At 49.9% G+C, this 25,652-nt stretch carries 24 protein-coding genes; 20 read left to right on the forward strand and 4 right to left on the reverse strand.

The window, feature by feature from the left end:
• Positions 1-4 precede the first annotated feature (4 nt).
• Genes FOE74_RS08320 through trmB form a run of 7 tightly spaced genes read left to right on the forward strand, consistent with a single transcriptional unit; the run spans position 5 to position 6,828 of the window.
• Complete coding sequence (locus FOE74_RS08320) at positions 5-1,675, forward strand: TonB-dependent receptor (protein ID WP_149098150.1); 1,671 nt, start codon at positions 5-7, stop codon at positions 1,673-1,675.
• A 5-nt stretch (positions 1,676-1,680) separates the two neighbouring features.
• Entirely contained in the window at positions 1,681-2,898 is a 1,218-nt protein-coding gene (locus FOE74_RS08325) for an HU domain-containing protein (protein ID WP_149098151.1), read from the forward strand.
• Between the two features lies 1 nt (position 2,899).
• The gene (locus FOE74_RS08330) at positions 2,900-3,607 is read left to right on the forward strand and encodes a MotA/TolQ/ExbB proton channel family protein (RefSeq protein WP_188686532.1); all 708 of its coding nucleotides are present in this window, start codon (positions 2,900-2,902) and stop codon (positions 3,605-3,607) included.
• Positions 3,607-4,008, forward strand: a complete 402-nt coding sequence (locus FOE74_RS08335; RefSeq protein WP_149098152.1) for an ExbD/TolR family protein — start codon at positions 3,607-3,609, stop codon at positions 4,006-4,008. Before FOE74_RS08330 ends, FOE74_RS08335 begins: the two co-directional genes overlap by 1 nt.
• 8 nt (positions 4,009-4,016) lie before the next feature.
• The gene (locus FOE74_RS08340; protein ID WP_149098153.1) at positions 4,017-4,865 is read left to right on the forward strand and encodes a hypothetical protein; all 849 of its coding nucleotides are present in this window, start codon (positions 4,017-4,019) and stop codon (positions 4,863-4,865) included.
• A gap of 12 nt (positions 4,866-4,877) precedes the next feature.
• On the forward strand, positions 4,878-6,170 hold the full coding sequence (locus FOE74_RS08345; protein ID WP_225840744.1) for a bifunctional folylpolyglutamate synthase/dihydrofolate synthase: 1,293 nt from the start codon (positions 4,878-4,880) through the stop codon (positions 6,168-6,170).
• Between the two features lie 4 nt (positions 6,171-6,174).
• Entirely contained in the window at positions 6,175-6,828 is a 654-nt protein-coding gene (gene trmB / locus FOE74_RS08350) for a tRNA (guanosine(46)-N7)-methyltransferase TrmB (RefSeq protein ID WP_149098154.1), read from the forward strand.
• A 312-nt stretch (positions 6,829-7,140) separates the two neighbouring features.
• Here trmB and trpF read toward each other — a convergent pair whose 3' ends face one another.
• Positions 7,141-7,761, reverse strand: a complete 621-nt coding sequence (trpF, locus tag FOE74_RS08355) for a phosphoribosylanthranilate isomerase (RefSeq protein ID WP_149098155.1) — start codon at positions 7,759-7,761, stop codon at positions 7,141-7,143.
• Between the two features lie 281 nt (positions 7,762-8,042).
• Here trpF and mnmA point away from each other — a divergent pair, with 281 nt between their 5' ends.
• The 4 genes from mnmA to FOE74_RS08375 all read left to right on the forward strand — a co-directional run bounded on the left by mnmA (position 8,043) and on the right by FOE74_RS08375 (position 13,176).
• Positions 8,043-9,149: a tRNA 2-thiouridine(34) synthase MnmA gene (gene mnmA / locus FOE74_RS08360; RefSeq protein WP_149098156.1), complete on the forward strand. Its 1,107-nt coding sequence runs from the start codon at positions 8,043-8,045 to the stop codon at positions 9,147-9,149.
• Positions 9,150-9,167: 18 nt separating this feature from the next.
• Positions 9,168-9,899, forward strand: a complete 732-nt coding sequence (locus FOE74_RS08365) for a hypothetical protein (RefSeq protein ID WP_149098157.1) — start codon at positions 9,168-9,170, stop codon at positions 9,897-9,899.
• A gap of 152 nt (positions 9,900-10,051) precedes the next feature.
• Positions 10,052-10,708 carry a ribulose-phosphate 3-epimerase gene (gene rpe, locus FOE74_RS08370; RefSeq protein ID WP_149098158.1) on the forward strand — a complete coding sequence of 219 codons (657 nt, stop codon included), beginning with the start codon at positions 10,052-10,054 and terminating at the stop codon, positions 10,706-10,708.
• An 11-nt stretch (positions 10,709-10,719) separates the two neighbouring features.
• Complete coding sequence (locus FOE74_RS08375) at positions 10,720-13,176, forward strand: TonB-dependent receptor (RefSeq protein WP_149098159.1); 2,457 nt, start codon at positions 10,720-10,722, stop codon at positions 13,174-13,176.
• Between the two features lie 143 nt (positions 13,177-13,319).
• On the opposite strand, the gene FOE74_RS08380 is transcribed toward FOE74_RS08375, so the two are convergent.
• A complete protein-coding gene (locus FOE74_RS08380) occupies positions 13,320-14,192 on the reverse strand; it encodes a DUF2911 domain-containing protein (RefSeq protein ID WP_149098160.1) in 873 nt (290 codons plus the stop codon).
• A gap of 422 nt (positions 14,193-14,614) precedes the next feature.
• Here FOE74_RS08380 and hisG point away from each other — a divergent pair, with 422 nt between their 5' ends.
• The 9 genes from hisG (at position 14,615) to FOE74_RS08425 (ending at position 23,361) form a co-directional block, all read left to right on the forward strand.
• Complete coding sequence (hisG, locus tag FOE74_RS08385; RefSeq protein ID WP_149098161.1) at positions 14,615-15,466, forward strand: ATP phosphoribosyltransferase; 852 nt, start codon at positions 14,615-14,617, stop codon at positions 15,464-15,466.
• Position 15,467: 1 nt separating this feature from the next.
• The gene (gene hisD / locus FOE74_RS08390; protein WP_149098162.1) at positions 15,468-16,754 is read left to right on the forward strand and encodes a histidinol dehydrogenase; all 1,287 of its coding nucleotides are present in this window, start codon (positions 15,468-15,470) and stop codon (positions 16,752-16,754) included.
• A gap of 152 nt (positions 16,755-16,906) precedes the next feature.
• Positions 16,907-17,974, forward strand: a complete 1,068-nt coding sequence (gene hisC, locus FOE74_RS08395; protein ID WP_149098163.1) for a histidinol-phosphate transaminase — start codon at positions 16,907-16,909, stop codon at positions 17,972-17,974.
• A gap of 295 nt (positions 17,975-18,269) precedes the next feature.
• Positions 18,270-19,364: a bifunctional histidinol-phosphatase/imidazoleglycerol-phosphate dehydratase HisB gene (gene hisB / locus FOE74_RS08400; RefSeq protein ID WP_149098164.1), complete on the forward strand. Its 1,095-nt coding sequence runs from the start codon at positions 18,270-18,272 to the stop codon at positions 19,362-19,364.
• Positions 19,364-19,945 (forward strand): imidazole glycerol phosphate synthase subunit HisH, encoded by a 582-nt coding sequence (hisH, locus tag FOE74_RS08405; protein WP_149098165.1) that lies wholly within the window; start codon positions 19,364-19,366, stop codon positions 19,943-19,945. Before hisB ends, hisH begins: the two co-directional genes overlap by 1 nt.
• A gap of 2 nt (positions 19,946-19,947) precedes the next feature.
• Positions 19,948-20,667, forward strand: a complete 720-nt coding sequence (gene hisA / locus FOE74_RS08410; protein ID WP_149098166.1) for a 1-(5-phosphoribosyl)-5-[(5-phosphoribosylamino)methylideneamino]imidazole-4-carboxamide isomerase — start codon at positions 19,948-19,950, stop codon at positions 20,665-20,667.
• Positions 20,668-21,104: 437 nt separating this feature from the next.
• Positions 21,105-21,857 carry an imidazole glycerol phosphate synthase subunit HisF gene (hisF, locus tag FOE74_RS08415; RefSeq protein WP_149098167.1) on the forward strand — a complete coding sequence of 251 codons (753 nt, stop codon included), beginning with the start codon at positions 21,105-21,107 and terminating at the stop codon, positions 21,855-21,857.
• 89 nt (positions 21,858-21,946) lie between these two features.
• Positions 21,947-22,597, forward strand: a complete 651-nt coding sequence (gene hisIE / locus FOE74_RS08420) for a bifunctional phosphoribosyl-AMP cyclohydrolase/phosphoribosyl-ATP diphosphatase HisIE (RefSeq protein WP_149098168.1) — start codon at positions 21,947-21,949, stop codon at positions 22,595-22,597.
• Positions 22,598-22,794: 197 nt separating this feature from the next.
• Positions 22,795-23,361, forward strand: coding sequence for a GNAT family N-acetyltransferase (locus FOE74_RS08425; RefSeq protein ID WP_149098169.1), 567 nt, complete (start codon positions 22,795-22,797; stop codon positions 23,359-23,361).
• Between the two features lie 82 nt (positions 23,362-23,443).
• On the opposite strand, the gene FOE74_RS08430 is transcribed toward FOE74_RS08425, so the two are convergent.
• Positions 23,444-24,316: an alpha/beta fold hydrolase gene (locus tag FOE74_RS08430; RefSeq protein ID WP_149098170.1), complete on the reverse strand. Its 873-nt coding sequence runs from the start codon at positions 24,314-24,316 to the stop codon at positions 23,444-23,446.
• A gap of 397 nt (positions 24,317-24,713) precedes the next feature.
• Positions 24,714-25,436 carry a LytR/AlgR family response regulator transcription factor gene (locus FOE74_RS08435; protein ID WP_149098171.1) on the reverse strand — a complete coding sequence of 241 codons (723 nt, stop codon included), beginning with the start codon at positions 25,434-25,436 and terminating at the stop codon, positions 24,714-24,716.
• Positions 25,437-25,652 lie beyond the last annotated feature (216 nt).

A 25,652-nucleotide genomic window follows, 5' to 3' on the forward strand; every position in this document is an offset into this window, starting at 1 on the left:
CACCATGAGAGATACTAGAAAATGGGCGGGCATTTCCGCCTTGTTTTTACTGGGCTTACTTCCAGCAGCCCACGCCCAGACGGGCTGGGGCGAAGGCAACAAGTTGGAGAGTACAGAGATTGTAGTAGAGAAAAACCGCGTGCTGGAATTACCGGAAGCCAACCGAAATTTTCAGAAGTTCCTGATCCAGCCCCCCAAGCTGGGCGACCGGAAGGTAACCTACCGCTTCAATGAGTACCGTTTGCCGGAACATTACATCAACCTGCCCATGAAGGTGTTGACCATTGAGCAGGAAGCCCTGTCAAAACTGTATGGCAACTATGTGAAAGGAGCCATTGGGAACTACGGTACGGTGTATGCCAAAGGATACTTCCATAACAAACGCAGCGACGAATCCTCTTTTGGGGCGCAGGTAGGGCACGTGTCTTCGGCCCACGGGCCGATTGAGAACTCAGGATCAGCCAGCTCCTACGTGAAGGCGAACGGAGACCTTTACTTTGGTCCGCTTACGGTGGGCGGGAAACTGGGCTACGAACGCGACCAGAACTATTTCTACGGCCGGAAGAATGTAGCTGAAGTAGAAAAAGGCACTATTAAACAGGTATATAACCGCTTTGGGGTGGAGGGGCACTTGAACAACCTCACAGATGTCAAAAATCCTTTCCAGTACGAGGGAAGGGTGGGCCTGAACTACACCAATGACAACTACAACGCCAAAGAAACCCACCTGTACGGAAGGTTAGAATCTAACTATGCCCTGAGTGACGTGTCTAAAGTAGTGGTAGACCTGGATCTGGCTTACACCAACCTGAAAGATTCGTTGTCCACCGGAAGGGGACTGTTCAAAATACGGCCCGCCTACGCCTTGCAAATGGACAAACTGGGATTGGTATTGGGGGCCACCATTGCTTATACCGGTGACACCATCAATGATGCCCGCAAGTTCAACATCTATCCAGCGCTGGAAGCCAATTACCAGGTCATCCAGGATAAGCTGACGGTCTTTGTGGGCGCCGGCGGCGATTTACAGCGGACTACCTTGTATTCTTTGAGCAAAGAGAACCCCTTCCTGAACCAGAACCTGCAGATCGCTGACGTGAACAAAGGGCTGGAGGTGTACGGGGGCTTCAACGGCAGCATCAGCAAAACGGTGCAGTTCACCGCCCGGGTGGCGCTGCAGAACTACCGCAACCTGTACTTCTTTAATAACACCGCCTCAGATTCTTCCCGGTTTGACCTCGTGTATGACAACGGGGTGACCAAGGTGTTCCAGTTCTTCGGGCAGCTGACCTTCAACCAGTCGGAGGAATTACGGCTGGGGCTCAAGGCAGAAAACAATAACTATACAACTACCACACTGCGTGCGCCTTACCACCGGCCAGACATGAAAGTGACGGCCTTCGGGACATATAATCTTTCTGACAAGATTCTCTTCAACACTGAACTTTACTATATTAGCAGTTCGTTCGGGGAAATAACCCGTACAAATGGTTCTACCTGGTTACAAGAGACAGACACCATCGTGGACCTGAACCTGAAAGCAGATTACCTGTTTTCGCCAAGGTTTTCAGCGTTCCTGATGGGTAATAATCTCTTGGGGAGCAAGTACCAAAGGTTTGTGAATTACCCTTCGCAAGGAATTTCCTTCTTAGGCGGGGTTACCTATTCGTTCTAAGCATCATGGTTCAAAGCCACATTAAATCACTGCTATACGCATATGACTGCGTGATCATCCCCAATTTTGGAGGGCTGATCACGCATTATGCGCCGGCCAAAATCCATCCGGTAAAACATATGTTTTCTCCGCCCTCTAAGCGGGTGGCCTTCAATGAGCAACTGAAGGCAAATGATGGGCTTCTGATTTCTTCCCTGGCCCAAAAGAACCAGTGGCCCATGACGCAGGCACAGATGGCGGTGGCCGAATTTGTGTTAGATCTGAAAGAACAGCTCAGAACCCAGCACCGTTTTGAATTGGAGGATGTGGGCGTGTTCCGATATAACGCGGAGCGCAAGCTGGTGTTTGAGACCATTGAAAGCGACAATTTCCTGGAGCAGGCGTTTGGCTTGCCTGAGTTGGTAGCTAAGCCTATCTCGGGCAAAGACACCCTTATCCTGAGGGGCAAATACCAAGACCAGATGGCCCAACAAGCCGCGGGAAAGAAAGGCGCCTCCAAGTGGCGGAAGCTTTACCGCATTGGGGCAAGCCTGGTCATTGGCGGGTTATCCGTTTCTGCGGTGTACCTTCTTTCCTTGCAGAGTGATGTAGCATTAAGCTCATTGAACCCCATTTCGTTGCTGTCCAACTCAGAGACAACCTCGGCCCCTGCACCAGAAGGGAATGCTCAAATAGCTGAGGTAGATGCTTTTGACCAAGCCCAATTAACGGAACAGTATAAGGAAACCTTGCCGGTTGAGCCTTCCATAGAGGCAGAACTGGCCGCCGAGGACTCCGTTTTAGCCTCTTTTCCTAAAACCGCGCCTGAAACCGTTTCTAAGGAAGCGGCCACAACCAAGGCGCCTGTTCCCGTTAAAGCCACCCCGGAAAAAGTTAACCCTGTCGCGCCCAAAGTAGCCGTAGCCGCTCCCGCCAAAACGGAGAAAGCGGTAGAGGTGAAGGAAGAGGAAAAAGCGGCACCTGCTGCCTCTTCTGCAATTAAACGCAAGACAGGCCGTTTCTACATCATCATGGGGGTATTTGACGCCTCCAACGGGTACGCTACCATGAACCAGAAGCGGTTACTCAAGAAAGGATTTGAAGCCAAGATCATTACCTCTGTCTATGATTCCAAAAGGCAGCGGGTTTCAGTAGCAGATTATGCCTCTGAGGCCGAGGCCTTTGCAGCTCTTCCGGCGTTGCGTTCTAAAATAAGCAATGAACTTTGGGTATATAACTATTAACATGAACTCTTTACTGCTCCAGATCACCACTTCCGCTCCAGTAGACACGTTGGCCAATGCTGCAACTGCCGCAGAAACCACCCCAGAAACCGTTTCTTTATTAGACCTCACCATGGCTGGTGGGTGGGCTATGTTTCCCCTGGCAGCCCTCTCCCTGGTAGCCATTTACATTTTCGTGGAACGGTTCCTGACCATCAAGAAAGCGGCGCAGAACCCCGCTAACTTTATAGGAAGATTGAAGGCCCTGGTGATTGCCGGCGACGTGCAGGGAGCCCGCATGTTGTGCGCCCAAACCAATTCGCCTATTTCCCGCATGCTGGAAAAAGGGATTTCCCGCATTGGTCAGCCTTTGAAAAGCATTGAGGCCTCTATTGAGAACGTAGGGAAGATCGAGATTGCGCGTTTAGAGAAAAACCTCTCAGGTCTGGCCACGGTAGCGGGTGCCGCACCTATGCTGGGGTTCCTGGGAACCGTAACCGGTATGATTGGGGCATTTATTGCCATTGCCCAGGCCGAAGGTTCTATTAGCCCTAAACTCCTTTCCGGGGGTATCTATGAGGCCATGGTGACTACTGCCGCTGGGCTAATCATAGGCCTTCCCGCTTATGTTGGGTACAACTACCTTGTTTCTAAGATTGACAGCATTGTGCATGACATGGAATACAGTTCCATTGAATTCATTGACTTATTACAGGAGCCCCAAGCCTAATGAACCTAAGATCTAAAAACAGGATCAGCGCAGAGTTCAGTATGTCGTCTATGACAGACATCATCTTTCTGCTGCTGATCTTTTTCATGCTGACCTCCAACTTTGTCACGCCCACGGCCTTGCCGGTAAACTTGCCTTCCAGCACCAAAGGCAGTATTGTGATGCAGAAGGTGAGCGTGACCATTACCTCAGACCTCAAGTATTACGTAAATGACAAGGCCAGCAGCCTTGAATCTCTCCAACCTATGTTGGCCGCGGCCCTGGGTGGCGCTGAGGATGGCATGGGAGTTGTAGTGCTGAATGTAGATAAATCCGTACCGGTAGAATACCTGGTGAAAGTGGGCAGTATTGCCAATGACTTGAAGGCCAAAGTTTCTATCGCCACTATTGCCACCGAATAACAGATAAAATGGTTGCCTTAACGCAAGAAGAAGAAAAAAACAAACGCATTGCCATGGTCGTGAGCCTGGTGGTACATGCGCTTTTACTCCTTTTTCTTTTTTTCTTCCTGGCCTGGCAAGCACCTGATCCGCCACTGGATCAATTGGGAGGCATTGAAATGTCTTTTGGTACCACTGAGACGGGCAGCGGCGATGTGCACAGCAAAGCCCAACCCAATCCTTCTCCTAATACCGAAGACAGCAAACCAGCTGCCGTGGCTCCTAAGGTAACGCCCACGCCACAGCCCCAACCTCAACCCGTAGAGGAAGCCAAACCTGAAAAGGTAGTCACCACTACCATGGAGTCTCCGGTATCAGTGAAGGAGGAGCCTAAGCCCAAAGAGGTAGAGAAGCCAAAAGAGGAAGTAAAGAAAGTAGATAACCGGGCTTTGTTCCCAGGGAAAGCCAAAACGGGTGCGGGCAACGGTACCGCCGGAACCAGCAACCAACCCACCGGGAACAACAACGGTGATGAAGGAGACGTAGGGGACAAAGGAAATCCTGCTGGTCTTTACCCTGGCAAGAAGAACGGCAAGGGCGGTAGCGGCGGAGGATCCTTGAACATGCCTGGTTGGCGCTATGACATTGCCCCCAGCCCAGACCCGTATGAGAATGAGAGTGGGCGCGTGGTTTTCCAAATCAAGATTGACGGTGACGGCGACCTGGTAAGCGTGAAAGTGATTGAAAGCAACGTGAGCCCCAAAGTCATCAACTGGTACAAAGAGCAGGTACAGAGAACCTCTTTCAGCCGTATAAGTAGTGGCTCTTCCAGCGCCGGGGCTACCGGAACCATCACCTTTATCATCAGATCCAATTAAAAGACGACCTTCGTGACCTACGAACAAGCCTTAGAATATCTTTACCAGCAGTTGCCGATGTTTCACCGCATCGGCAACGCTGCTTTTAAGAAGAGCCTGGACAACGTTTTGGCCCTTACCGCGGCCTTAGATCACCCCCAGCATAAGTTCAAAAGTGTGCACGTGGCCGGGACTAATGGCAAGGGCAGCTCTTCTTCCATGTTAGCCGCGGTGCTACAAGCCGCCGGTTATAAAACCGGACTCTACACCTCACCGCACCTGAAGGAGTTCACAGAGCGCATCAGGGTGAACGGGCAGATGATCAGCCGCGAAAAGGTAGCCGCCTTCACCACCAACCACAAAGGACTGTTTGAGCAAGTGCAACCCTCTTTCTTTGAAATGACGGTAGCCTTAGCTTTTGAGCATTTCGTGGAAGAGCAGGTAGACATTGCCATCATTGAGGTAGGCTTGGGAGGACGTCTGGATTCCACGAACATCATCACGCCTTTGGTTTCCCTGATCACCAACATCGGGTTAGACCACCAGGCCTTGTTAGGAAACTCATTACCAGAGATAGCCGCCGAAAAGGCAGGCATCATCAAACCTGAGGTACCGGCGGTGGTAAGTACCACTCAAGCCGCTATTTCACAGGTGTTTTTAGAAAGGAGCCTGGAAACCAGAAGCCCGCTTACTTTCGCAGACCAACGCTTTACGGTAGAGCCTTTAAGAACTACAGGAACAGCAACTTATTACAACGTGGTCCGGCAAGGGGAGCCTTACCTGGACGAATTGGAGCTTTCGCTCCTAGGAAATTACCAGCGGCATAACCTGCCTGGGGTATTGGCTACCCTGGAGGAACTCCAAAAGCAGGGCTTCTCTATTTCTGAAAGTCAAGTGCGGGAAGGGTTGCGCCAGGTACAAAGTCTTACCGGCCTTAAGGGGCGTTGGCAAGTGTTGGGGCAGCAACCGCTCATGATCTGTGACACCGGGCATAACATTGACGGCCTGACCCAGGTGGTGAAACAGTTACTAGCCTTACAGGCAAAGCAGGTACATTTCGTTTTTGGGGCGGTAAACGACAAAGACATCCAAAGCGTGCTGCGTCTGCTGCCCGTGAGTTACCGGTATTACTTTTGTGAGGCCCAGATTCCCCGGGCGCTTCCCGTGCAGAAGCTTTATGAGGAAGCGCAGTTCGCCGGTCTGAAAGGGAACGCATATCCTACTGTGGAAGACGCCATTCTGGCCGCCAAAGCCTTTGCCCAGGAAGATGAGGTAATTTTCATTGGCGGTAGTACCTTTGTGGTGGCGGAAATCGCCGATCTATAACAACATGGGCAGAGGGAAATTAGAAAAGTTTGCCGTGAACGCTACCCGCCGCAATGTGGTGGAGCCGGGCAAAGAACTGTATGAACAATTGAAAGGCCGCTGGAACAGTGATTTTTTCCAGAACAGCCATCCCATCATCTTGGAGGTGGGCTGCGGCAAAGGGGAGTACACTATTGGCATGGCCGAACGCTATCCTGAGAAGAACTTCGTTGGCATTGACATCAAAGGCAACCGCATTTGGAAAGGCAGCACCATGGCCGAGGAAGCCGGACTCCAGAACGTAGGCTTCCTGCGCATCTTCATTGAGAACCTGGACCAGCATTTCGGGGAGCAGGAGGTAGATGAGATTTGGATCACATTTCCTGACCCCCGCCCGCGGAAGCGGGATATCAAGCGCCGGCTTACCTCACCCCGGTTTTTGGAGATGTATGAACGCATCCTGAAACCAGGCGGTAAACTGCACCTGAAAACCGACAGCGCCTCCCTGTTTGAATACTCAGTGGAAGTGCTCACGGAACGGAATGTCAACAACTTCCTGCACACCTGGGATTTATACAGCTCAGACCTGCAGGAACACACCATGGGCATCTACACAACCTTTGAGAAAACCTACCTGGAGCAGGAAGTTCCCATCAAGTACCTGCAGTATACTCTTTAATTTGAAGAAGTATAAATTTGAAGATTTGGAGATGAGCTAATTATTGCAAAACCCTTGAGGTTTTTCTAATTGCACCGCCACTTACATAATTAAAATGGCAGGCAACCTATAGAATAAAGGCTTTACAAAGTAAGATCCCTTTTTAGTCTGTTTTTCTTAAAACAGACTAAAAAGGGATCTTACTTTGTAATCATCATGAGATTTAGAAATCCTGTTCTAAATGTTGTTTAGCATATCTTCACATCACCCAATCTTCAAATCTCCAAATTGAAAATTAGCACATCAGCACATTAAACAATTAGCACATTAAGATTAGTCTTCCAGCTGTTCAAAAATTTCCTCCAGTTCATCGAAATTCTTGAAGCCTGGCCTGATTTCCTGGCCTCCTTTTAGGGCGATGCCGGCGGGGTGGATCTTATCCAGGGCTTCGCGGGTATTGTCTTTGGTCAGGCCAAATCCTAGCAACACGGGGTACTTGTCTGAGAGATCGCGCAGGAAACGCAGGTTGGTATCATCAATAAAGGAGAAATCCTCTGAGTCAATCAAGAAGTATTCTACGTGGTGGTGGTACGTTTCCAGGGTACTGATGAGGTTTTCCTCAACCGTGTCTTTGTCAATGAGCACCCGCAGGATAATGGGCAGCGGAAGGTCGTCTAATTCCTCAATGAAGTAGAGGCTGTTGAGTTGCAGCATATCTACTTTATAGTCCAAGAGCAATTCTTCCAGCTCCTGCACCGGTAGGTCTGTCACCTCGCCCACCAGCTTCACCCCAGAAACCCAGCCAGAAATTTCCTTGAACTCCGCAGGGGTCAGGTGTTGGGGCTGCCCGGGTTGCAGCGAGAAGCCCAGCATTTCCACGCCCATTCCGGCGCAATACCGGGCGTCACTTAAGTTGGAGATCTGGTTGACGAGGACTATAGTAGTAAGTGCCATGTGTTTTTTACTAGTTTTCTGGAAAAGAGGCTTTAAATGGCCGTTTCTGCGCCAAAAGTACTCCGTTTCATAGTTCAAGCCTATAGATACCTTAAAAATTGTATGGCTTTTACTGGAGAGGTACTTGCCTTGGTTCTATAAACTATTCTTTCTGACTTTTGGTTTTCAAAGGTACAAGAGTAAGTGGTTCAGTCTCAGGGCAAGGCGAAGCGCTACAATTTCACTATATTTGCCCCATGTTTTTCGGCGGGACTGTGAATCCCGTTTCATCTAAGAAAAAAATGAGTTCAAAAGGAAGAGTATTGGTCGCCATGAGTGGCGGCATTGATTCCTCGGTGGCAGCCGTGTTGCTCCACGAGCAGGGATACGAAGTAGTGGGCATGACCATGAAGACCTGGGATTATTCCAGTTCCGGGGGAAGCAAAAAGGAAACCGGCTGCTGCAGCCTTGATTCCATTAATGACGCCCGCGACATAGCTGTACAGCTGGGATTCCCGCACTACATCATTGACATTCGGGAGGAGTTCGGTGATTTCGTCATCAACCATTTCACCGACGAGTACATTGCCGGCCGTACGCCTAACCCTTGTGTGCTGTGCAACACCCATATTAAATGGGATGCCTTGCTCCGACGCGCCGACAAGCTGGGTTGTGACTTCATTGCCACCGGGCATTATGCCAACATCCGGGAGGAAAACGGCCGGTTCGTGATCTCCAAAGGCAAGGACCACCACAAAGACCAGTCGTATGCCCTGTGGGGGATCTCTCAGGAAAGTCTGAGCCGGACCATCTTCCCGCTGGGGCAACTGCACAAGACCGAGATCAGACAGATGGCCATGGACCGGGGGTTTGACGCTTTGGTGAAAAAAGCGGAATCGTATGAAATCTGCTTTATTCCGGACAATGACTACCGGGGCTTCCTGAAAAGAAGGGTTCCTACCTTACAGGCCGAAGTGGCCGGGGGGGAATTCGTGTTGGAAGACGGAACCGTGGTAGGCAAGCATGAAGGCTATCCGTTCTACACCATCGGGCAAAGGAAAGGGCTGGGGGTTGCCTTAGGGTACCCGGCTTTTGTAACCCGCATTGAGAAAGAAACGAATAGGGTAGTGCTGGGTAACTATGAGCAACTTGCCAAAAACGGAATGAACGTGGGCAAGCTGAGCATGGGGAAATACGAGAACCTGTTGGGGCTTCCTACGGAGACCATCACCAAAGTTCGTTACAATGACCCTGGCACCGCTGCCACCATTGAACAAGTGGGCGACAAGATGCTGGTGAAGTTCCACGCAGGTGTCAATGCCATTGCCCCCGGACAGGCGGCTGTCTTCTATGAAGGCGACGATGTCATTGGAGGCGGATGGATAGAAACCAGCTTTATGCTAGACTAAAACAGTCAATTTTTTCTTATGAGAAAACTCCTGCTCTCCCTGGTTTTACTGACCAGCCTGCTTTCTTCCTGCGGTGACGATGAAATCACCAGAGATCCAGACAAAATGGGCCTGGCGTACTTCCCCTTACAAGTAGGTAAGTATTGGGTTTTTGACGTGACAGAGACAAAATACGTCAATAATATTACCTCCAAAACCAATTTCCAGATCAGAGAAGAAATTGACGAGGTCACGAAAGACCAGTTAGGCAAAGAATGGTTCAGGATGAAGGTGAGTAAAAGGAATTCCCCTACTAGCGCCTGGAACATCATTGGCGTGAAAATGGTGGCTGCCACTAATACTGATCTGCAGGTGAAAGACAATAACCGCACGACCGTTGAACTTGTCTTTCCTATGGCAGAAGGTAAAAAGTGGAACCCAAATGCCTTCAACAGCGCGTACGGCAAAGACGAGGAAGCACAAAACCAATCTCATTATTTTTACAAAGGGATAGACCAACCTTTTGATATGGAAGGAAAGGTTTTCCCTTTCACGGTGACGGTGGTCAAGGCGGAAGGAACGCCGAAAGATATATCCTTTACCGATGTAGTGGAGGTATATTCCAAAGACCAGGGACCCGTATACCGTGCTGCCAAGAACCGTTATTACTGTGACGCAGGCCCCGGTACAAATTGTGAAATTGGCAGTGGGTATATCATCAGCGGTTTAGACAGGGTTGAGAAACTTTTGGAGGCAGGGAAAGCCAATTAGCGCTCCCAAACCTTATATATTATTTCTTTTACCTCATTTTTGATCCCCTTTAACTTACCTTAAAGGGGATCAGCCTTTTATAGGGAGTTAGGCAGCCTGTACATTGCTTTTTGCCCATAGAAAGTGTTGCTTTGTAGGATAACAATTTAAAAATGGCTCATTTAATAGCTCCATCGGTTCTTGCCGCCAACTTTGGGCAGTTAGACCAAGACGTAGAAATGCTTAACCAAAGTACCGCCGACTGGATACACGTAGATGTCATGGACGGCCGCTTTGTCCCTAATATCTCCTTCGGGTTTCCGGTTCTGCAGGCCATCCAGAAAAAGGCGACCAAACCTTTGGATGTGCACTTGATGATTGAGCACCCGGAGCTGTATATAGAGCAATTCAGGGCGGCGGGGGCTGACGTCATCACTGTGCATTATGAGGCGTGCCCGCACTTGCACCGCACCCTGCAACAGATAAAAGCCACCGGAGCCAAAGCCGGAGTAGCCTTAAACCCGCATACTCCAATCAGCCTCCTTTCTGACCTGATCCAAGACATTGATTTGGTTTGTATCATGTCGGTGAACCCGGGATTTGGAGGGCAGAAGTTTATCCTGCATACCTACCAGAAAATCAAGGAACTTAAAAGATTGATAAAGGAGAAAGGCTCTCCTTGTATGATTGAGATAGACGGTGGGGTAAACCAGGAGAATGCTTCTCAATTATTAGCGGCGGGCGCCGACGTCTTAGTGGCCGGATCTTTTGTGTTTCAGTCCCAGAATCCGCCGCAAACCATTGAAGACCTAAAACAAATCGCTCTATAAATAAAAAGAGTATGGGCAGAGGTTGGTGGATTGGGCTTATTTTGGTGTTGCTACAGGTACCAGCCCTGGCCCAACAGGCGTATGTACAAGGGGTGGTGCAGGATGCCAGACAACAACCTTTGATTGGCGCCACGGTGACCATAGAAGGAAAGAATATTGCCACAGCTACTGATGCCCGAGGTAGGTTTTCCCTCACCCTGGAGCCTAACGTACGCGTTTGGTTGGTGGTCCGGTACATTGGTTTCCAGACGAACCGGGAAGAACTGGAATTACTGCCGCAGGAGAAGCGGTTCCTTACGGTGGAGCTGCAGGAGGAAAAAACGAACCTAACCGAGGTCCGGATTTTGGGCAAGAACCCCGAAGATACCCGGGAGCAAATCAGCATTACCAAGTTAGATCCCCGGCTCACCCAAACCTTACCGGCCCCGTTCCAGGAATTCAATAAGATTCTCTTGACCCTGCCTGGGGTGACCAGCAACAATGAACTCTCCTCCAGCTACTCTGTGCGGGGGGGCAATTTTGATGAGAACCTGGTCTATGTGAATGGCATTGAGGTGTACCGGCCTTTCCTGAACATCAGCGGGCAACAGGAAGGGCTGAGCTTCGTGAACCCAGATCTGGTGGAGGATGTCACCTTTTCTTCCGGCGGTTGGAAACCGCAATACGGCGATAAACTCTCTTCGGTGTTGGACATCCAGTATCGCCGCCCGAACAAGTTTGCTGCCACCCTTTCAGGTAGCCTTACCGGTGGCTCTGTGCATACCGAAGGAACCGCAGCGGCCGGGCGTTTTACTTATTTGGTGGGGGCCAGGCATAAGAATGCGGCCTACGTTTTAAACAGCCTGGAAGTAGAAGGGGATTATCGGCCCAAATTCTCTGATGTGCAGACTTACCTCACTTATGACCTTTCCTCGCAAACCCACCGGGATGCGGGATTGGAGCCTAAAACGCAGCTGAGTTTCCTGGGTAATATTGCGCAGAACAACTACCAAGTACGCCCTGAGACCCGCGAAACCACCTTCGGTACCGTGAACCAGATGTTGAGGTTACTGGTAGGGTATGACGGGCAGGAGCAAATGAAGTACACTACCTACCAAGGAGGAGTTCGGCTTCAACATGCCTTCAACGCCAACCTTTCGTCAGAGCTTATTTATTCCGGGTTGTACAGCCAGGAGCGGGAATTCCGGGATCTGGAGGCGGGGTACCGGTTCTGTGATGTCATGCCATCCCCTGGCGTTTCCCCCTTTAACCGCTGCGCCGGAGAGCGGGGTGTAGGAACCCGCTATGAGTACTCCCGGAACAGACTCAAAGCCGCCATGCAACATATGGAAGCCAGAACCACCTGGTCGCCTACGGTCCAGAGTCAATTCAGTGCTGGCATAAAAGGCTCCCGGGAGAAAATCTCTGATATACTGCAGGAGTATTCGTTCCAGGATTCTTCCGACTATGTCTATAACCTTGGCCAGCTACAATCCCGGCAAGACCTTTCCTCCTGGCGGTTCCAAGGCTTTGCGCAGCATCAATGGGCGGTAGATAGCCTGAAGACGCTTACCTATGGGGTGCGCTTCCATTACTGGACGGTGAACCAACAGCTATCGCTGAGTCCCAGAATCCAATATGCCATGCAGTTTTCAAAATTGCCTGATTGGTCTTTCAAGGTAGCGAGTGGGGTATATGTGCAAGCACCTATTTACCGGGAGTTACGGGATGCCCAGGGCGAATTAGTCAAGGATGTGGCCAACCAAAGATCGTGGCATTTTATCTCCGGAACAGAATACAGGTTTAAAAAATGGGGCCGACCATTCAAACTCACCGCTGAGGCTTATTATAAGTACCTTCCCTCGGTGATTCCTTATGAGCTGGACAACATGCGGGTACGCTACTTGCCGCACGTGAACGCCACCGCCTACGCTATGGGGTTAGATGTACGGGTGAACGGTGAATTTATCAAAGGAGAGGAGTCGTGGTTCAGCCTGGGGCTGCTCAGGACGAGAGAGAACCTGGCAGGGGATTCTGTTATTACCCGTGACCCAAGTACCGGGAAAGTGGTTTCCAGAACAGAGCGCGGGTACTTGCGCAGGCCCACGGACCAACTCCTCAATTTTGGCGTGTTTTTCCAGGATCACCTCCCAAACCACCCTACCTGGCGTATGTACCTGAACATGGTCTTCTCCACCGGGGTACCATTTAGCCCGCCGGGGGATATTAATTTCCGGAGCTCCTTTCCTGGTCAAGACTATAAACGCGTGGATATAGGGTTCTCTAAACTTCTCACGCTCCGGAAAACGGAGGAAGAGAATGGGGTAGGGTTGAAAAGCATTTGGTTAAGCCTGGAGGTGCTGAACCTGATCTCGGCTAATAATGTGATCTCCTACAACTATGTGAAGGATTATAACAGCATTACCTACGCAGTGCCCAATTATCTTACTGGAAGACTCCTCAACCTGCGGTGTATCGTGAAGCTGTAAAGGGGTTGTTTTTAGAAAAGGCCTCTGAAACAAATCAAATTCCAGCTATTACCTTTTAGGTGTAAGTATAGTGAGTAACCATTACCAAACAGAAAGGCCACCCCAATAGGAGTGGCCTTTCTGTTAACCCAAAAGCAGGCAGATCAATTACCTGCAAAGCGTTTCTCTTTCCAAAGCACGGCGGCGTCTTCTATCTCAGTGGCGTAGGGTTGATAGGCCTCTTGCGACTTTTTCCCTAGCTTCTGCGCCTTTTTGTTCAGTTCCAGAGCTTCCGCATACTCATTTTTTTGGGCCAGGAGCTTTGCCTTGAGAAAGGTATTGTAGAAATTCTCCTCCAGGGAAATGGATTTATTCACCCATTCCAGGGCTTGCTCATGGTCGGCGTTCTGCTGGATCAGGTAATTGACCGCCTGAGCGTAAGCATTCCAATCCTTGGGTGAAGCAGAGGACAAAGTTTGCCGCAGAAGGTTCATGGTCTGTTTATGGGAATCTACCCGAATGGGTACCCTAACTTGTTTGTTGGCCCAGTTTAAGGTCAGGAAACCACTGGTAGGCGTAATGTCTTGAACCGTGTATTGAAAGGTTTCATGGAAAGCCGCGGGCTGGGCTCCATAGGGCAACCTCACCTGGTCTTGTTTGGGATCATACCCCTCGGTGCCCCAAAGGCCCTTCTGCTTGCTCAGGATAAACGTCCAATTAACAGAATCTGCGGGTAAAAAATAGAGGGTGTAAGTGCCTGCCGGAATGTTCTCCTGCGAGATCCGCACGTCGGTGCTGAAGGTAATGGTGGTAGCCTCATTCGCACCCGCGCGCCACACCTGGCCATAAGGCACAAGTTTCCCGAATACCTCTCTGCCTTTCACTCCTGGGGCCCCATAATTGATGGTGACATCGGTCACGCCTATGGTGTATTTTAAGATGGCCCGGGGGCTGGGTTGGGGAAGCTTTAAAACCGTTTGGGAGAACCCGGAGAAAGAAAGAAGGAGCAAGAAAGAGAAAAGCGTGAATTTTGCCATAGAAGATCAATTAACGAAGGGGATTCTACAAAGGAATCCTATTGCAACACCAGGGGCAAAGAAAATACCATGCCATACAATTTGGTCTTTTTGCTTATTTTATAGGATAAAACAAATAACGAAGTAAAACAGAAACAAAACAAATCAAAAAGAGTTAAAATCTTGTTTGATAATTAAGAGAACGTACTACCTTTGGCCTACATTATGAGCAGCACCAACAAAAATACTCTCCTCTCTCTCGCCGCCACCGCGGTGCACGGGGTGCATTGTGCTCATTTCCATCATTCCTCTTAGGAGGAATACTACTACCATATCGTCCATTCTGGGGCTGGGCTCCATTTAACCCTTCGCTATTCTGTTAAGATGCAGCGGACTGGTTCTATCTTTGTTTTCACACAACACGCTTCACAGCATTATCCTACATGATTCGGCTAGCCATCCAAAAATCAGGTCGCTTATCAGACGACTCCCTCAAGCTTATCCGTGAGTGCGGTATTTCCTTTATCAGCACTACCTCTAAATTAAAGACCGAAGCCACCAACTTTCCCCTTGAAATCCTGTTCCTGCGCGACGACGACATTCCGGGCTATGTGGCTGACGGGGTGGCCGACATTGGGATTGTGGGCCAGAACGTGCTGGTGGAAGAGGGCCTGCAGCGGTTGACGGTGAAGAACCTGGGTTTTAGCAAATGCCGGCTGTCTCTGGCCGTCTCTAAGGGAGATACCTACCCTGATGTTTCTTCTTTACAAGGCAAAAGCATTGCCACCTCTTACCCTAACCTGCTCCAGGAATTCCTGACTTCCAAAGGGGTGACCGCCGATATTCATACCATTAGCGGCTCTGTAGAGATAGCGCCCAGTATAGGCTTAGCGGATGCGGTGTGTGACATTGTCTCTTCAGGCTCTACGCTCATCAGCAACGGCCTGCGCGAGGTGGAGACGGTCTTCAAATCTGAAGCAGTCCTGATCGCGAACCAGAACTTGGGGCAGGAGAAGAACCGGTTGTTGCAACAACTTTTGTTCCGCATGGAAGCGGTGCAGAAAGCCCAGAAATCAAAATACGTGGTGTTGAACGCCCCTAACTCCGCCATTCCGCAGATTAAGCCGCTGTTGCCGGGTATCAAATCACCCACTATCATTCCGCTGGCTACGGAAGGCTGGAGCTCGCTGCACTCGGTGGTAAATGAAGACGATTTCTGGGACATCATCCAGAAATTGAAAGAAGCCGGCGCCGAAGGTATTCTGGTGGTTCCCATTGAAAAGATGATCAGCTAAGATGAGAACGTACCTATATCCAGCGCAGGCGGAATGGGCCGCCCTCACTCAGCGCCCGGTGCAGAAACTGGATCAACTGCGGGCGGGCGTGCAACAGACCTTTGACCTGATACAACAGCGCGGCGATGCTGCTTTAATTGAATTAGCTGCCAAATTTGACAAAGCCACCCTTTCCAGCGTGTGGGTGACCCCAGAAGAAGTAGCCGCTGCTGTACCAAAAGTTACGGAAGAATTGAAGTCGGCTATTGAATTAGCGTACAACAATATACGCCAGTTCCATGAAGCGCAGCATGAACCAGTGCTGCAGGTGGAAACCATGCCTGGTGTAACTTGCTGGCGAAAATCAGTAGGTATCCAAAAAGTAGGTTTGTACATACCGGGTGGTTCAGCGCCTTTGTTCTCTACCTTGCTTATGCTGGGAATACCGGCCCAGATTGCCGGTTGCCGTGACATCATCCTGGCCACTCCACCCAGCGCCGACGGTTCTATCAATGCCACCATCCTCTACACCGCCCACAGATTAGGCATCACCCGCATCTTGAAGGCCGGTGGCGCCCAGGCCGTGGCCGCTTTAGCCTTCGGCACGGAGACGGTGCCGGCAGTAGACAAGATTTTTGGGCCCGGCAACCAGTACGTGACCGCCGCCAAGCAGATGGTGACGCAAGTAGGCGTGGCTATTGACATGCCAGCCGGTCCGTCAGAGGTATTGGTCATCGCAGATGATTCCGCTGATCCGGCCTTCGTGGCAGCTGACTTACTTTCCCAGGCCGAACATGGTCCGGATTCACAGGTTGTTTTGGTCACTGTTTCAGAAAACCAGCTCCAAAAGGTACAGGCCGCAGTGGCCGAACAGGTGGCCCAACTTCCAAGGCAGGCCGTAGCGGAACAAGCCCTGGACAACAGCATCGGGGTAGTGGTGGACTCCTTGGAAGAGGCCTTGGCTTTCTCTAATCTTTATGCCCCAGAGCACTTAATCCTTTCGGTGGCGCAGCCTGAAGCCCTGGCCGAGCAGGTAACACAGGCTGGTTCGGTCTTCATGGGCCACTTTAGCCCAGAAAGTGTAGGCGATTATGCCTCAGGTACCAACCACACCTTGCCCACCAACGGATACGCCCGAAATTACAGCGGCGTCTCCCTGGACAGCTTCGTGAAGAAAATCACCTTCCAGCACCTCACCCGCGCAGGGTTGGAGCGCATCGGCCCCGCCGTAGAAATCATGGCAGAAGCCGAAGGATTGCATGCCCACAAGCATGCAGTAACGCTTAGGCTTGGTAAAATTAGAAGATGAGAAGATGTGAAAATTTGGAAATGAATTCTCACAGGAAGGGTTACTGCTTTATTATAGATGAACGAATGGATTTGGAGGAAAAATAAAAGATAAATCATCTTCAAATCTCCTAATTTCCAAATCCCCAAATCTTTATCTCCAAATTTGATAAAATGTTTTCCATAGAGACTTTCATCCGCCCGCACTTGTTATCGCTGAAGCCATATTCTTCGGCGCGCGATGAGTTTGAGGGCGAAGCCAGCGTCTACCTGGACGCGAACGAGAACAACTTGGGCAGCCTGGCCGGAGGCACCGACTATAACCGCTACCCAGACCCCTACCAGAAAACCATCAAGGAAAAGCTGAGCAAGCTGAAAGGGGTGAAACCCGAGCAAATCTTCATTGGAAACGGATCAGACGAGGCCATTGACCTGTTGGTGCGTCTGGTCTGCGAACCGGGTCGTGACGAGGTGCTGTTGTTGCCGCCTACCTACGGCATGTATGAGGTGAGCGCGAACATCCACAACATTGGTATTCAGCGCGTGCCGCTCGACGAGCATTTTCAGCCTGTTTTTGAGAAAATAACTGCTGAACAGACGGAGCAGACCAAAATCCTTTTCCTCTGTTCGCCCAATAACCCTACCGGTAATATTTTAGAACCTGCCACCGTAGAGAAATTGATCACCTCCTTTAACGGTTTGGTGGTGGTAGATGAGGCCTATATCGATTTCACCCAATCCCCCAGTTGGAGTACCAGATTAGAGGAATTCCCTAACCTGGTGGTGCTGCAAACGCTGTCAAAGGCTTGGGGCATGGCGGGACTTCGCTTGGGAATGGCCTTCGGCTCACCGGAGATCATTGGGTACCTGAACAAGATTAAGCCGCCTTACAACATCAACGCCGTGACGCAGGAGTTGGTAAGCGCCGCCTTAGATAAAACCGCCCAACTGCACGACATGCTGGCAGTTATCAAAAATGAGCGAGACCGGTTGGTGGAAGCCTTTGCAGCTTTTCCGCTGATTGAGAAAGTATTTCCCTCTGATGCTAACTTCGTGCTGGTGCAAGTGCCTAACGCGAATGCCTTGTATGGGTATCTGCTGGAACGAGGTGTAGTGGTTAGAAACCGATCCACCCAACCCGGTTGCGCCAACTGTCTCCGGATCACCATTGGTACGCCTGCGGAGAATGACCATTTGCTGGAAGCCCTTCAAACTTATGCTGCTCAGGCTACAGCTGTATAACCGCGTTTGGTGCCCATTATTTCAGAAAGGCGCCAGAAACAGGGCCGGAAAGTAAAGGTACTGAAAGACTAGCCCGTACTTGCGCGATTCTCAAGACTGGTGCTTATTAAAATTGGGTAGTTTCTGACTTACCTCGCGCGTCTGAGAAAAGGAAAAGGGAAAACAGGCGGTTTTTAGAAAACTGCCTTCAAATAAAGAACACCTAGGCGCAAGCTGATGCTTTACACCTAGAAATAACAGAAAAAACAAAATACTGTCGTGTTGTTAGCAACACGAAACCTGCTACTAACAAACCATGAAAAAAGTCTTATTCATTGACCGCGACGGCACCATCTTGCTGGAGCCGCCCACCGATTACCAGGTGGATTCTTTTGAGAAATTCTCCTTTTACCCCAAATTGATTCGGAACCTCTACAAGATGTACACCGAATTGGATTACGAGTTTGTGATGGTCACAAACCAGGACGGCCTCGGCACTGATTCTTACCCTGAAGACACTTTTTGGCCTTATCAAAACAAGATGTTGGAAATATTGGCCGGCGAAGGAATAGAGTTTTCGCACATCCACATTGACCGCAGCTTTGAACACGAGAACAGCCCCAACCGCAAGCCCCGTCTGGGAATGTTAAACCAATATCTCACCGGCGACTATGACCTGGCCAATTCCTATGTGATCGGGGACCGGCTCACCGATGTGCAGATGGCCCAAAACCTTGGAGCCAAAAGTATCTTGTTACAACCGGAAGCGCACCCTGAGGCCACCTTCACCAGCACTGACTGGGACGAGATCTATAGCTTCCTGCGGTTGCCCGCCCGCAAAGCCACCATCCAGCGCAACACCAATGAGACGCAGATCAGCGTGGAGATTAATCTGGACGGGGAAGGCAAATCAGACATGCAGACCGGATTAGGTTTCTTTGACCACATGCTGGATCAATTGGCCCGCCATTCAGGGGTAGACATGCGCATCCAGGTGAAAGGCGACCTGCACATTGACGAGCACCATACTATTGAAGACACCGCCTTGGCCCTGGGGGAAGCCTTCGCCCAAGCCATCGGGGACAAGCGCGGCATCAGCCGGTATGGCTTCCTGCTGCCCATGGATGATGCCCTGGTGCATGCCGCCATTGACTTCTCCGGCCGGCCCTGGCTGGTGTGGGACGCCAAATTCAGTCGCGAGAAGATAGGGGATATGCCCACCGAGATGTTCATGCACTTCTTTAAGTCGTTCTCAGACACGTCCAAATCCAACCTCAATATCAAAGCTGAGGGCGAGAACGAGCACCACAAGATTGAGGCTATTTACAAAGCCGTGGCTAAAGCCATGAAGATGGCGCTGGTGCGCGACGTGAACAAAATGGAGATTCCCAGCACCAAAGGCATCTTATAATGAAAACCGTTATTGTTGATTATAAAGCCGGCAATGTGCAGAGCGTCCTTTTCGCGCTGGAGCGGCTGGGGGTGCAGGCCACTGTCTCGGCAAACGCCGAAGAAATCCAAAGTGCGGACAAAGTGATTTTCCCGGGTGTGGGAGAGGCATCCTCGGCTATGCGTGCGCTCAAAGCCCACCACCTGGACCAGTTGCTGCCCACCTTGACGCAGCCTTTTTTAGGCGTATGCCTGGGCATGCAACTGCTCTGTCAGCACTCTGAAGAAGGCGATACTGATATGTTAGGTATTATTCCCGTGCAGGTGAAAAGGTTTGAAGTAGCCATGAAAGTGCCGCACATGGGCTGGAACAACCTGCACCACCTTAAGGGTGATTTATTCACTGGTATCAAGGATGATGAGTACGCGTACTTCGTGCATAGCTTTTACGCGCCGGTTACCGAATATACCATTGCCCAAAGCTCTTACCCAGAGCCCTTCAGTGCCGCCCTGCAGTACAAAAACTTCTACGCGGTCCAGTTTCACACCGAGAAAAGCGGGGCCCCGGGCGCGCAGATTCTCCAGAACTTCCTAAACCTGTAAGCATGGAAATAATCCCAGCTATTGACCTCATAGGCGGCCAGTGCGTGCGCCTCACCGAAGGTGATTTCTCGCAACAGACCACCTACCACTCAGACCCTGTGGAAGTAGCCAAGCAATTTGAAAGCTTGGGATTGCGCCGCCTGCACCTGGTGGACTTAGACGGAGCCCGCGCCAAGCAGCCTGTCAATTTGCCAATTCTGGCCCGCATCGCCCGCGAAACTAACCTGCACATTGACTATGGTGGAGGCCTGCAAAGCAGCGAAGCCATCCAGCAGGCCTTTGATGCCGGTGCCAAACAGGTCACGGCCGGCAGCATTGCCGTGCGTGAACCAAAGACCGTTCAGAAATGGCTCACCCAATACGGTTCGGACCGAATCATTGTAGGTGCTGATTTCAAAGATAACTTCATTGCCATCAATGCCTGGGCTGATCAAAGTGACCTCACCCTGGAGTCGTTTCTCACCTCTTTTTCTGAAAAAGGCGCCAAAACCTTCATCTGCACTGATGTGAGCAAAGATGGCAAACTGCAAGGCTCCTCCTTGGAGATTTACCAACAGTTGATCCTGAAATTCCCTTCTTTGCAATTCATTGCGAGCGGCGGCGTAACCACCATTGAAGAGGTGCGCCACCTCCGCGAAGCGGGCCTGCACGGTGCCATCATAGGAAAAGCCATCTATGAAGGCACCATCACCTTGGAGGATCTGGCGAAGGAAGTAGTTTAAATTAATTGGGAATTAAGAATTAGGAATTAAGAATTGAGTGTTCAGTCTAGGTTTTTGGCTAATTCCCGGCCAATTTAATTGATAGACTGTCTACTCAATTTGTCATCCTGAAAGGATCTTGTGGGCGAACGGTAGTGTCAGTAAACCATTACTTTTCTAGTTCCTACTTAAGATTTCAATCTGGCGCGAGTTTTCAGACTCGTGCCACAGGATGAAGCGAGTCTCCAGACTCGCCGGGAGCCAGGAGCCTAACCGAATACTGGAGCCTGGTGATTCATCCCATCAAACGTCCTAAGCTTAAAGACTTGCGTCAGAGAAAAGAAAACTGTTGTTTTAAGGCAGTTTATGAAAAATAGGCCTTAAAACCGTACCACTGATAAAATAGAAGAACCCTGCTCTGCTTTCCCACAGAAACGGAGGCAGGGGAGGCCAACCCTATGCTAACAAAACGAATCATTCCTTGCCTGGACATCAAGAACGGCCGTACCGTGAAGGGCGTGCGGTTTGAGGATATCAGAGATGCCGGAGACCCGGTGGAACTGGCGGCGCTATACGCCAAACAAGGCGCCGATGAATTGGTGTTCCTGGACATCACAGCCACTAATGAGAAACGCAAAACTTTGCGCGATTTGGTGCGCGAGGTGGCCAGGCACATTGATATTCCGTTCACGGTGGGCGGTGGCATCAGTGCGGTGGAAGACGTGGAGGTGCTGCTTCAGAACGGGGCCGATAAGGTGTCGGTAAACTCTTCTGCGCTGCACCGCCCGGAGTTGATCACGGAGTTGGCCAGCCGGTTCGGGAGCCAATGCGTGACAGTGGCCATTGATACCAAGAACACCTCAGAAGGTTGGAAGGTCTTCAGCAAGGCGGGAACCGTTGATACCGGTTTGTTTGCTCTGGACTGGGCGAAGGAAGTGGTGGAGCGTGGGGCGGGTGAGATCCTGCTCACCTCCATGAGCAACGATGGCACCAAAGGCGGCTTCGCGCTGGACATTACCGGTGAAATCTCCAGGAACGTGATTGTGCCGGTTATTGCCTCAGGCGGCGCCGGAAACCAGCAACACTTCCTGGACGTGTTCGCCGCCGGGGCAGATGCCGCCCTGGCCGCCAGTATCTTCCACTTCCAGGAAGTGCCCTTGCCGGAACTGAAACAGTTTCTGGCCCAAAATAATATTGACATCCGTATATGAGACACAAGACCCAGGATAGAAGACTCTAGACTTGTACAGAGTAAAACTTATCCTTTAAGTCTTGCCTCTTATGTCTCAAAAAGAATTATATGACCATAGATTTCAAGAAAGGTGAGGGCTTGGTGCCCGCCATCATCCAAGACGCCGGTACCGGAAAAGTTCTGATGTTGGGCTACATGAACCAGGAAGCCTTCCAGCAGACCCAGCAAACTGGATTGGTGACCTTTTTCTCCCGTTCCAAAAACCGCCTCTGGACCAAAGGCGAAACTTCGGGCAATACCTTAACAGTGGTGCACATAGAGCTGGACTGCGACCAAGATACGCTTCTGGTGTTGGTGAACCCAACCGGTCCTGCCTGTCACCGCAACACGGAAACCTGCTTTGATACGGAAGGCTCCGCCCAATCTTACCACCATAGAAGTTTTCAGTCGTTTACCCCAACTGAGCAGGCCCTGCAGTTCATTGCCCAATTAGAGCAAACAATCAAAGAGAGGGTGAAAAACCCAATTGAAGGTTCCTATACCAATTTCCTCTTTGACAAAGGTCTCCATAAAATGGCCCAGAAAGTTGGCGAGGAAGCGGTGGAAGTAGTCATTGACGCCGTAGCCGGAAAAACCGAAACCATGAAAGGCGAAGCCGCTGATTTGATATTCCACTTACTGGTGCTGTTGGAAGCCTCTGGCTTGTCCTTAGCTGAAGTAGTGCAGGTGCTGGAAAGCAGGCATAAACCGAGGGAGTAGGGGAAACATTATTAAAGAAAATATTTAAATTCCTGAGGCCAACTTCTTGTAAAGGAAGAGATAAACTCCAACTTTATATTTTTTGGAAGAGTAAATAGTATTGAGGGTGAAATATCAATGGCTAACGCAGAAAATCTCCTGCCAATGAAGACCTCTTCTTTTTGAACCGACTGTTGTCCATCTTTCATTGAAGAAGCATGAAACTCTCCTTGCGCCAACTCCAGCCTGCCGACATCACCACTATTACCCATTATTGGTTGACATCAGACGCTGCCTTTCTAGAGGGAATGGGAGTAGACTTAACAAAGCTTCCTAGCCCAGAAGAATGGTCCCAGATGCTTACGGAGCAAATCAACACACCGCTGGCGCAGAAGCAGTCGTATTGCCTTATTTGGGAAGTAGACGGCAATGCCGTTGGGCATAGCAACGTGAACAAAATTGTCTGGGGAGAAGAGGCATATTTGCACCTGCACCTTTGGTTTCCTGAAGGACGCAAATCAGGGTTTGGCACCGAACTTTTGAAGCGCACCTTGCCGCACTTCTTCCTGGACCTGCACCTCCAAAGAATTTACTGCGAACCCTACGCGCTTAACCCAGCCCCCAATAAAACGCTGGAGAAGGTGGGGTTCCATTTAGAAAAGGAATACATTACCACTCCTGGCTGGATCAATTTTGAGCAGCCTGTAAAACGTTGGGTCATGCACCGAGTACAATTCGAAGCCCTCTATGGTCCATTACAGGATCTTCCCGTTCCTACTGCCTGAGTTTCTATTTGTCTATATTGGTTCAGGCTTGTCAGCCATGGCAGGCTGATGGGTACAGAATTTAAGTGACGAAGAATTCTTTTTATAAGGTAGTACCTTTTAAAAATTCACTGATTTTTCCGGTTACTTCCTCCGGCGCTTCTTCCTGTAAGAAGTGACCTGCTTTAATAGTTTTTATTTCAGCCTGAGGAAAGGCTTCCTGCCATTTTTCTAAAAAAGAAGCCGGAATCAATTGGTCTTCCGTTCCCCAGAGCACCAAGGCTGGCTTTTCTTTTAAAAAAACCTTTTGGCGGTTTATTTCTTCAAAAAAAGGAGATTCCTGACGAAGGGCTTTGGCAAAATGCCAGGTGCCTAGGAGGTCTTGTTTTTTCTGGAAGGGGAGCAGGTACTGCTGGTGCAGCTTTTTAGTTAACTTCTTTTTTTGGTAAAAAGCTTGGGGCAGCAATACCTGAGGGGAGAATTTAAATTGCTGGTAGATAAACTTCCCAATAGCACTTCCAAAGAATCTACTGGCCTGCATCATGCGTTTCTCTTGGGTGAGGGGCCACATCCAAGAGTTCAGGATAATGATACGGGCCACTTTCTCAGGGTTCTGCACAGCCCACCCTAACCCGATAGGCCCTCCAAAATCATGGACCACCAAAGTGACCTCAGTCAATTGCAAGTGATTCACCAGGCGGGCCAGGTTTTGACTATGTTCTTGTAAAGAATAGGAGAAGTGAAGCGGCTTTGCTGATAAGCCAAACCCCAGGTGGTCTACCGCAATACAGCTATAGTGGTTGGAAAGAGCCTTGATTTGGTTACGCCACAAAAAAGACCAGGTGGGGGTTCCATGAACAAACAATAGGGGAGGACCTTCCCCTTCCACAATATAATGCTGCTCTCCAGCCGGTTGACTGAAATAGTGGGAGGCAAAAGGATACGCCGTTTGGTCAAGCGTGTCAGGTCTTTCCATGGCAGCCCAAAATTAATGTTCTTAATTACGCTATGAGAAAAGCAGAAATTTAGGTGCTAAAACCACTTTATCTAAGGAAGTAATAGGTGGTTAATGGTCATAATATTACAAATGCCTTTATCAGGGCCTACCCTCGTATATCTCCCGTCCTAACAATGGTAAAGCCTTATTTAACTTATAGTCTCTTCCAGCCTTAATTAACTTGAAGAACTAAGTAATATAGGCTTTTACCGTTTTGGTTCTTCTTTAGCAGGAATAGAGTTAAATCTTTCTTTGGCTTTTGTAGGAAGAAGGTCGGGAATATTCCAGTGAAAACAAAACCCCGTTTACCACCTTCTTTTCTAAAAAGGACGTTAAACGGGGTGGTCAAATACCTGGCTACTGCCGGTAGGATTTATTACAGTTTATTGATGCGGCCGTAGAATTTGCTCTGGTAAGAACCGCCTATGGGAATGTATTTGTCTTGCATGAACACCGAATCGTCTTCAATGAGCTCAATCTTTCTGAGGTTGATGATGAAAGAGCGGTGAATGCGAAGGAACAGATCTTCGGGCAGCTTTTTGTCAATGGCGCTCATAGTGGTGTACACAATGTGTTTTTTGCTGTCTGTGTTGATCACCACATAATCGCCCCGCGCCTCAATAAAAGAAATGTTGTTGAGGTTAAGCTTGATGATTTTGTTGTCCACCTTCACAAACAATTCATCTGGGAGGGCCGCCGCCGCTACCGGAGCGGGGGCAATCTGAGGCTGCAACTTCTTGATGGTGTTCAGCACGGCTTGGGTAAACCGGGTAAAATCAACGGGTTTGAGGAGATAATCTGACACCTGCAGCTCAAAGGCCTGTAAGGCAAAATCCTTGTGTGACGTGATCAGGATGGTCTCTGGTTTCTGGGGAAGGGTCCGGAGGAGTTCCAACCCGGTCATCTCCGGCATCTCCACGTCCAGGAAAAGCAGGTCAATGGGTTCATTCTTCAGGAGCCAGGCCAGGCCGTCCACACTGGAGCCAAAGGCTTGCACCAATTCCAGGGAAGGGGTTGCCTGGATGTGGCGTTCCAGAATCATTCGGCTCAGCTCATCATCATCAATGATGATAGCGCGGTAGGGGGAGTGCGTTTTCAAATCTGTCCTATTGAAATCTGTACTATATACTTATAAAGAATTCGCCTCTAGCCGTAAAGGTATTATTCTTTAGCACTTTTCACCTGCCAGGCAGAGGAAATATTCTTTTAAGGCATCCAGTTTTCCCTTTTGGAAATAAGCCTGTAAAGCCATTGTTGGGCTAATATATCAAAAACCATTGAAAAGAAACCCTGAAAGCAAAAAGCAGAATGGTCC

The sequence above is a fragment of the Rufibacter glacialis genome (assembly GCF_008271745.1).
Classification (GTDB): domain Bacteria; phylum Bacteroidota; class Bacteroidia; order Cytophagales; family Hymenobacteraceae; genus Nibribacter; species Nibribacter glacialis.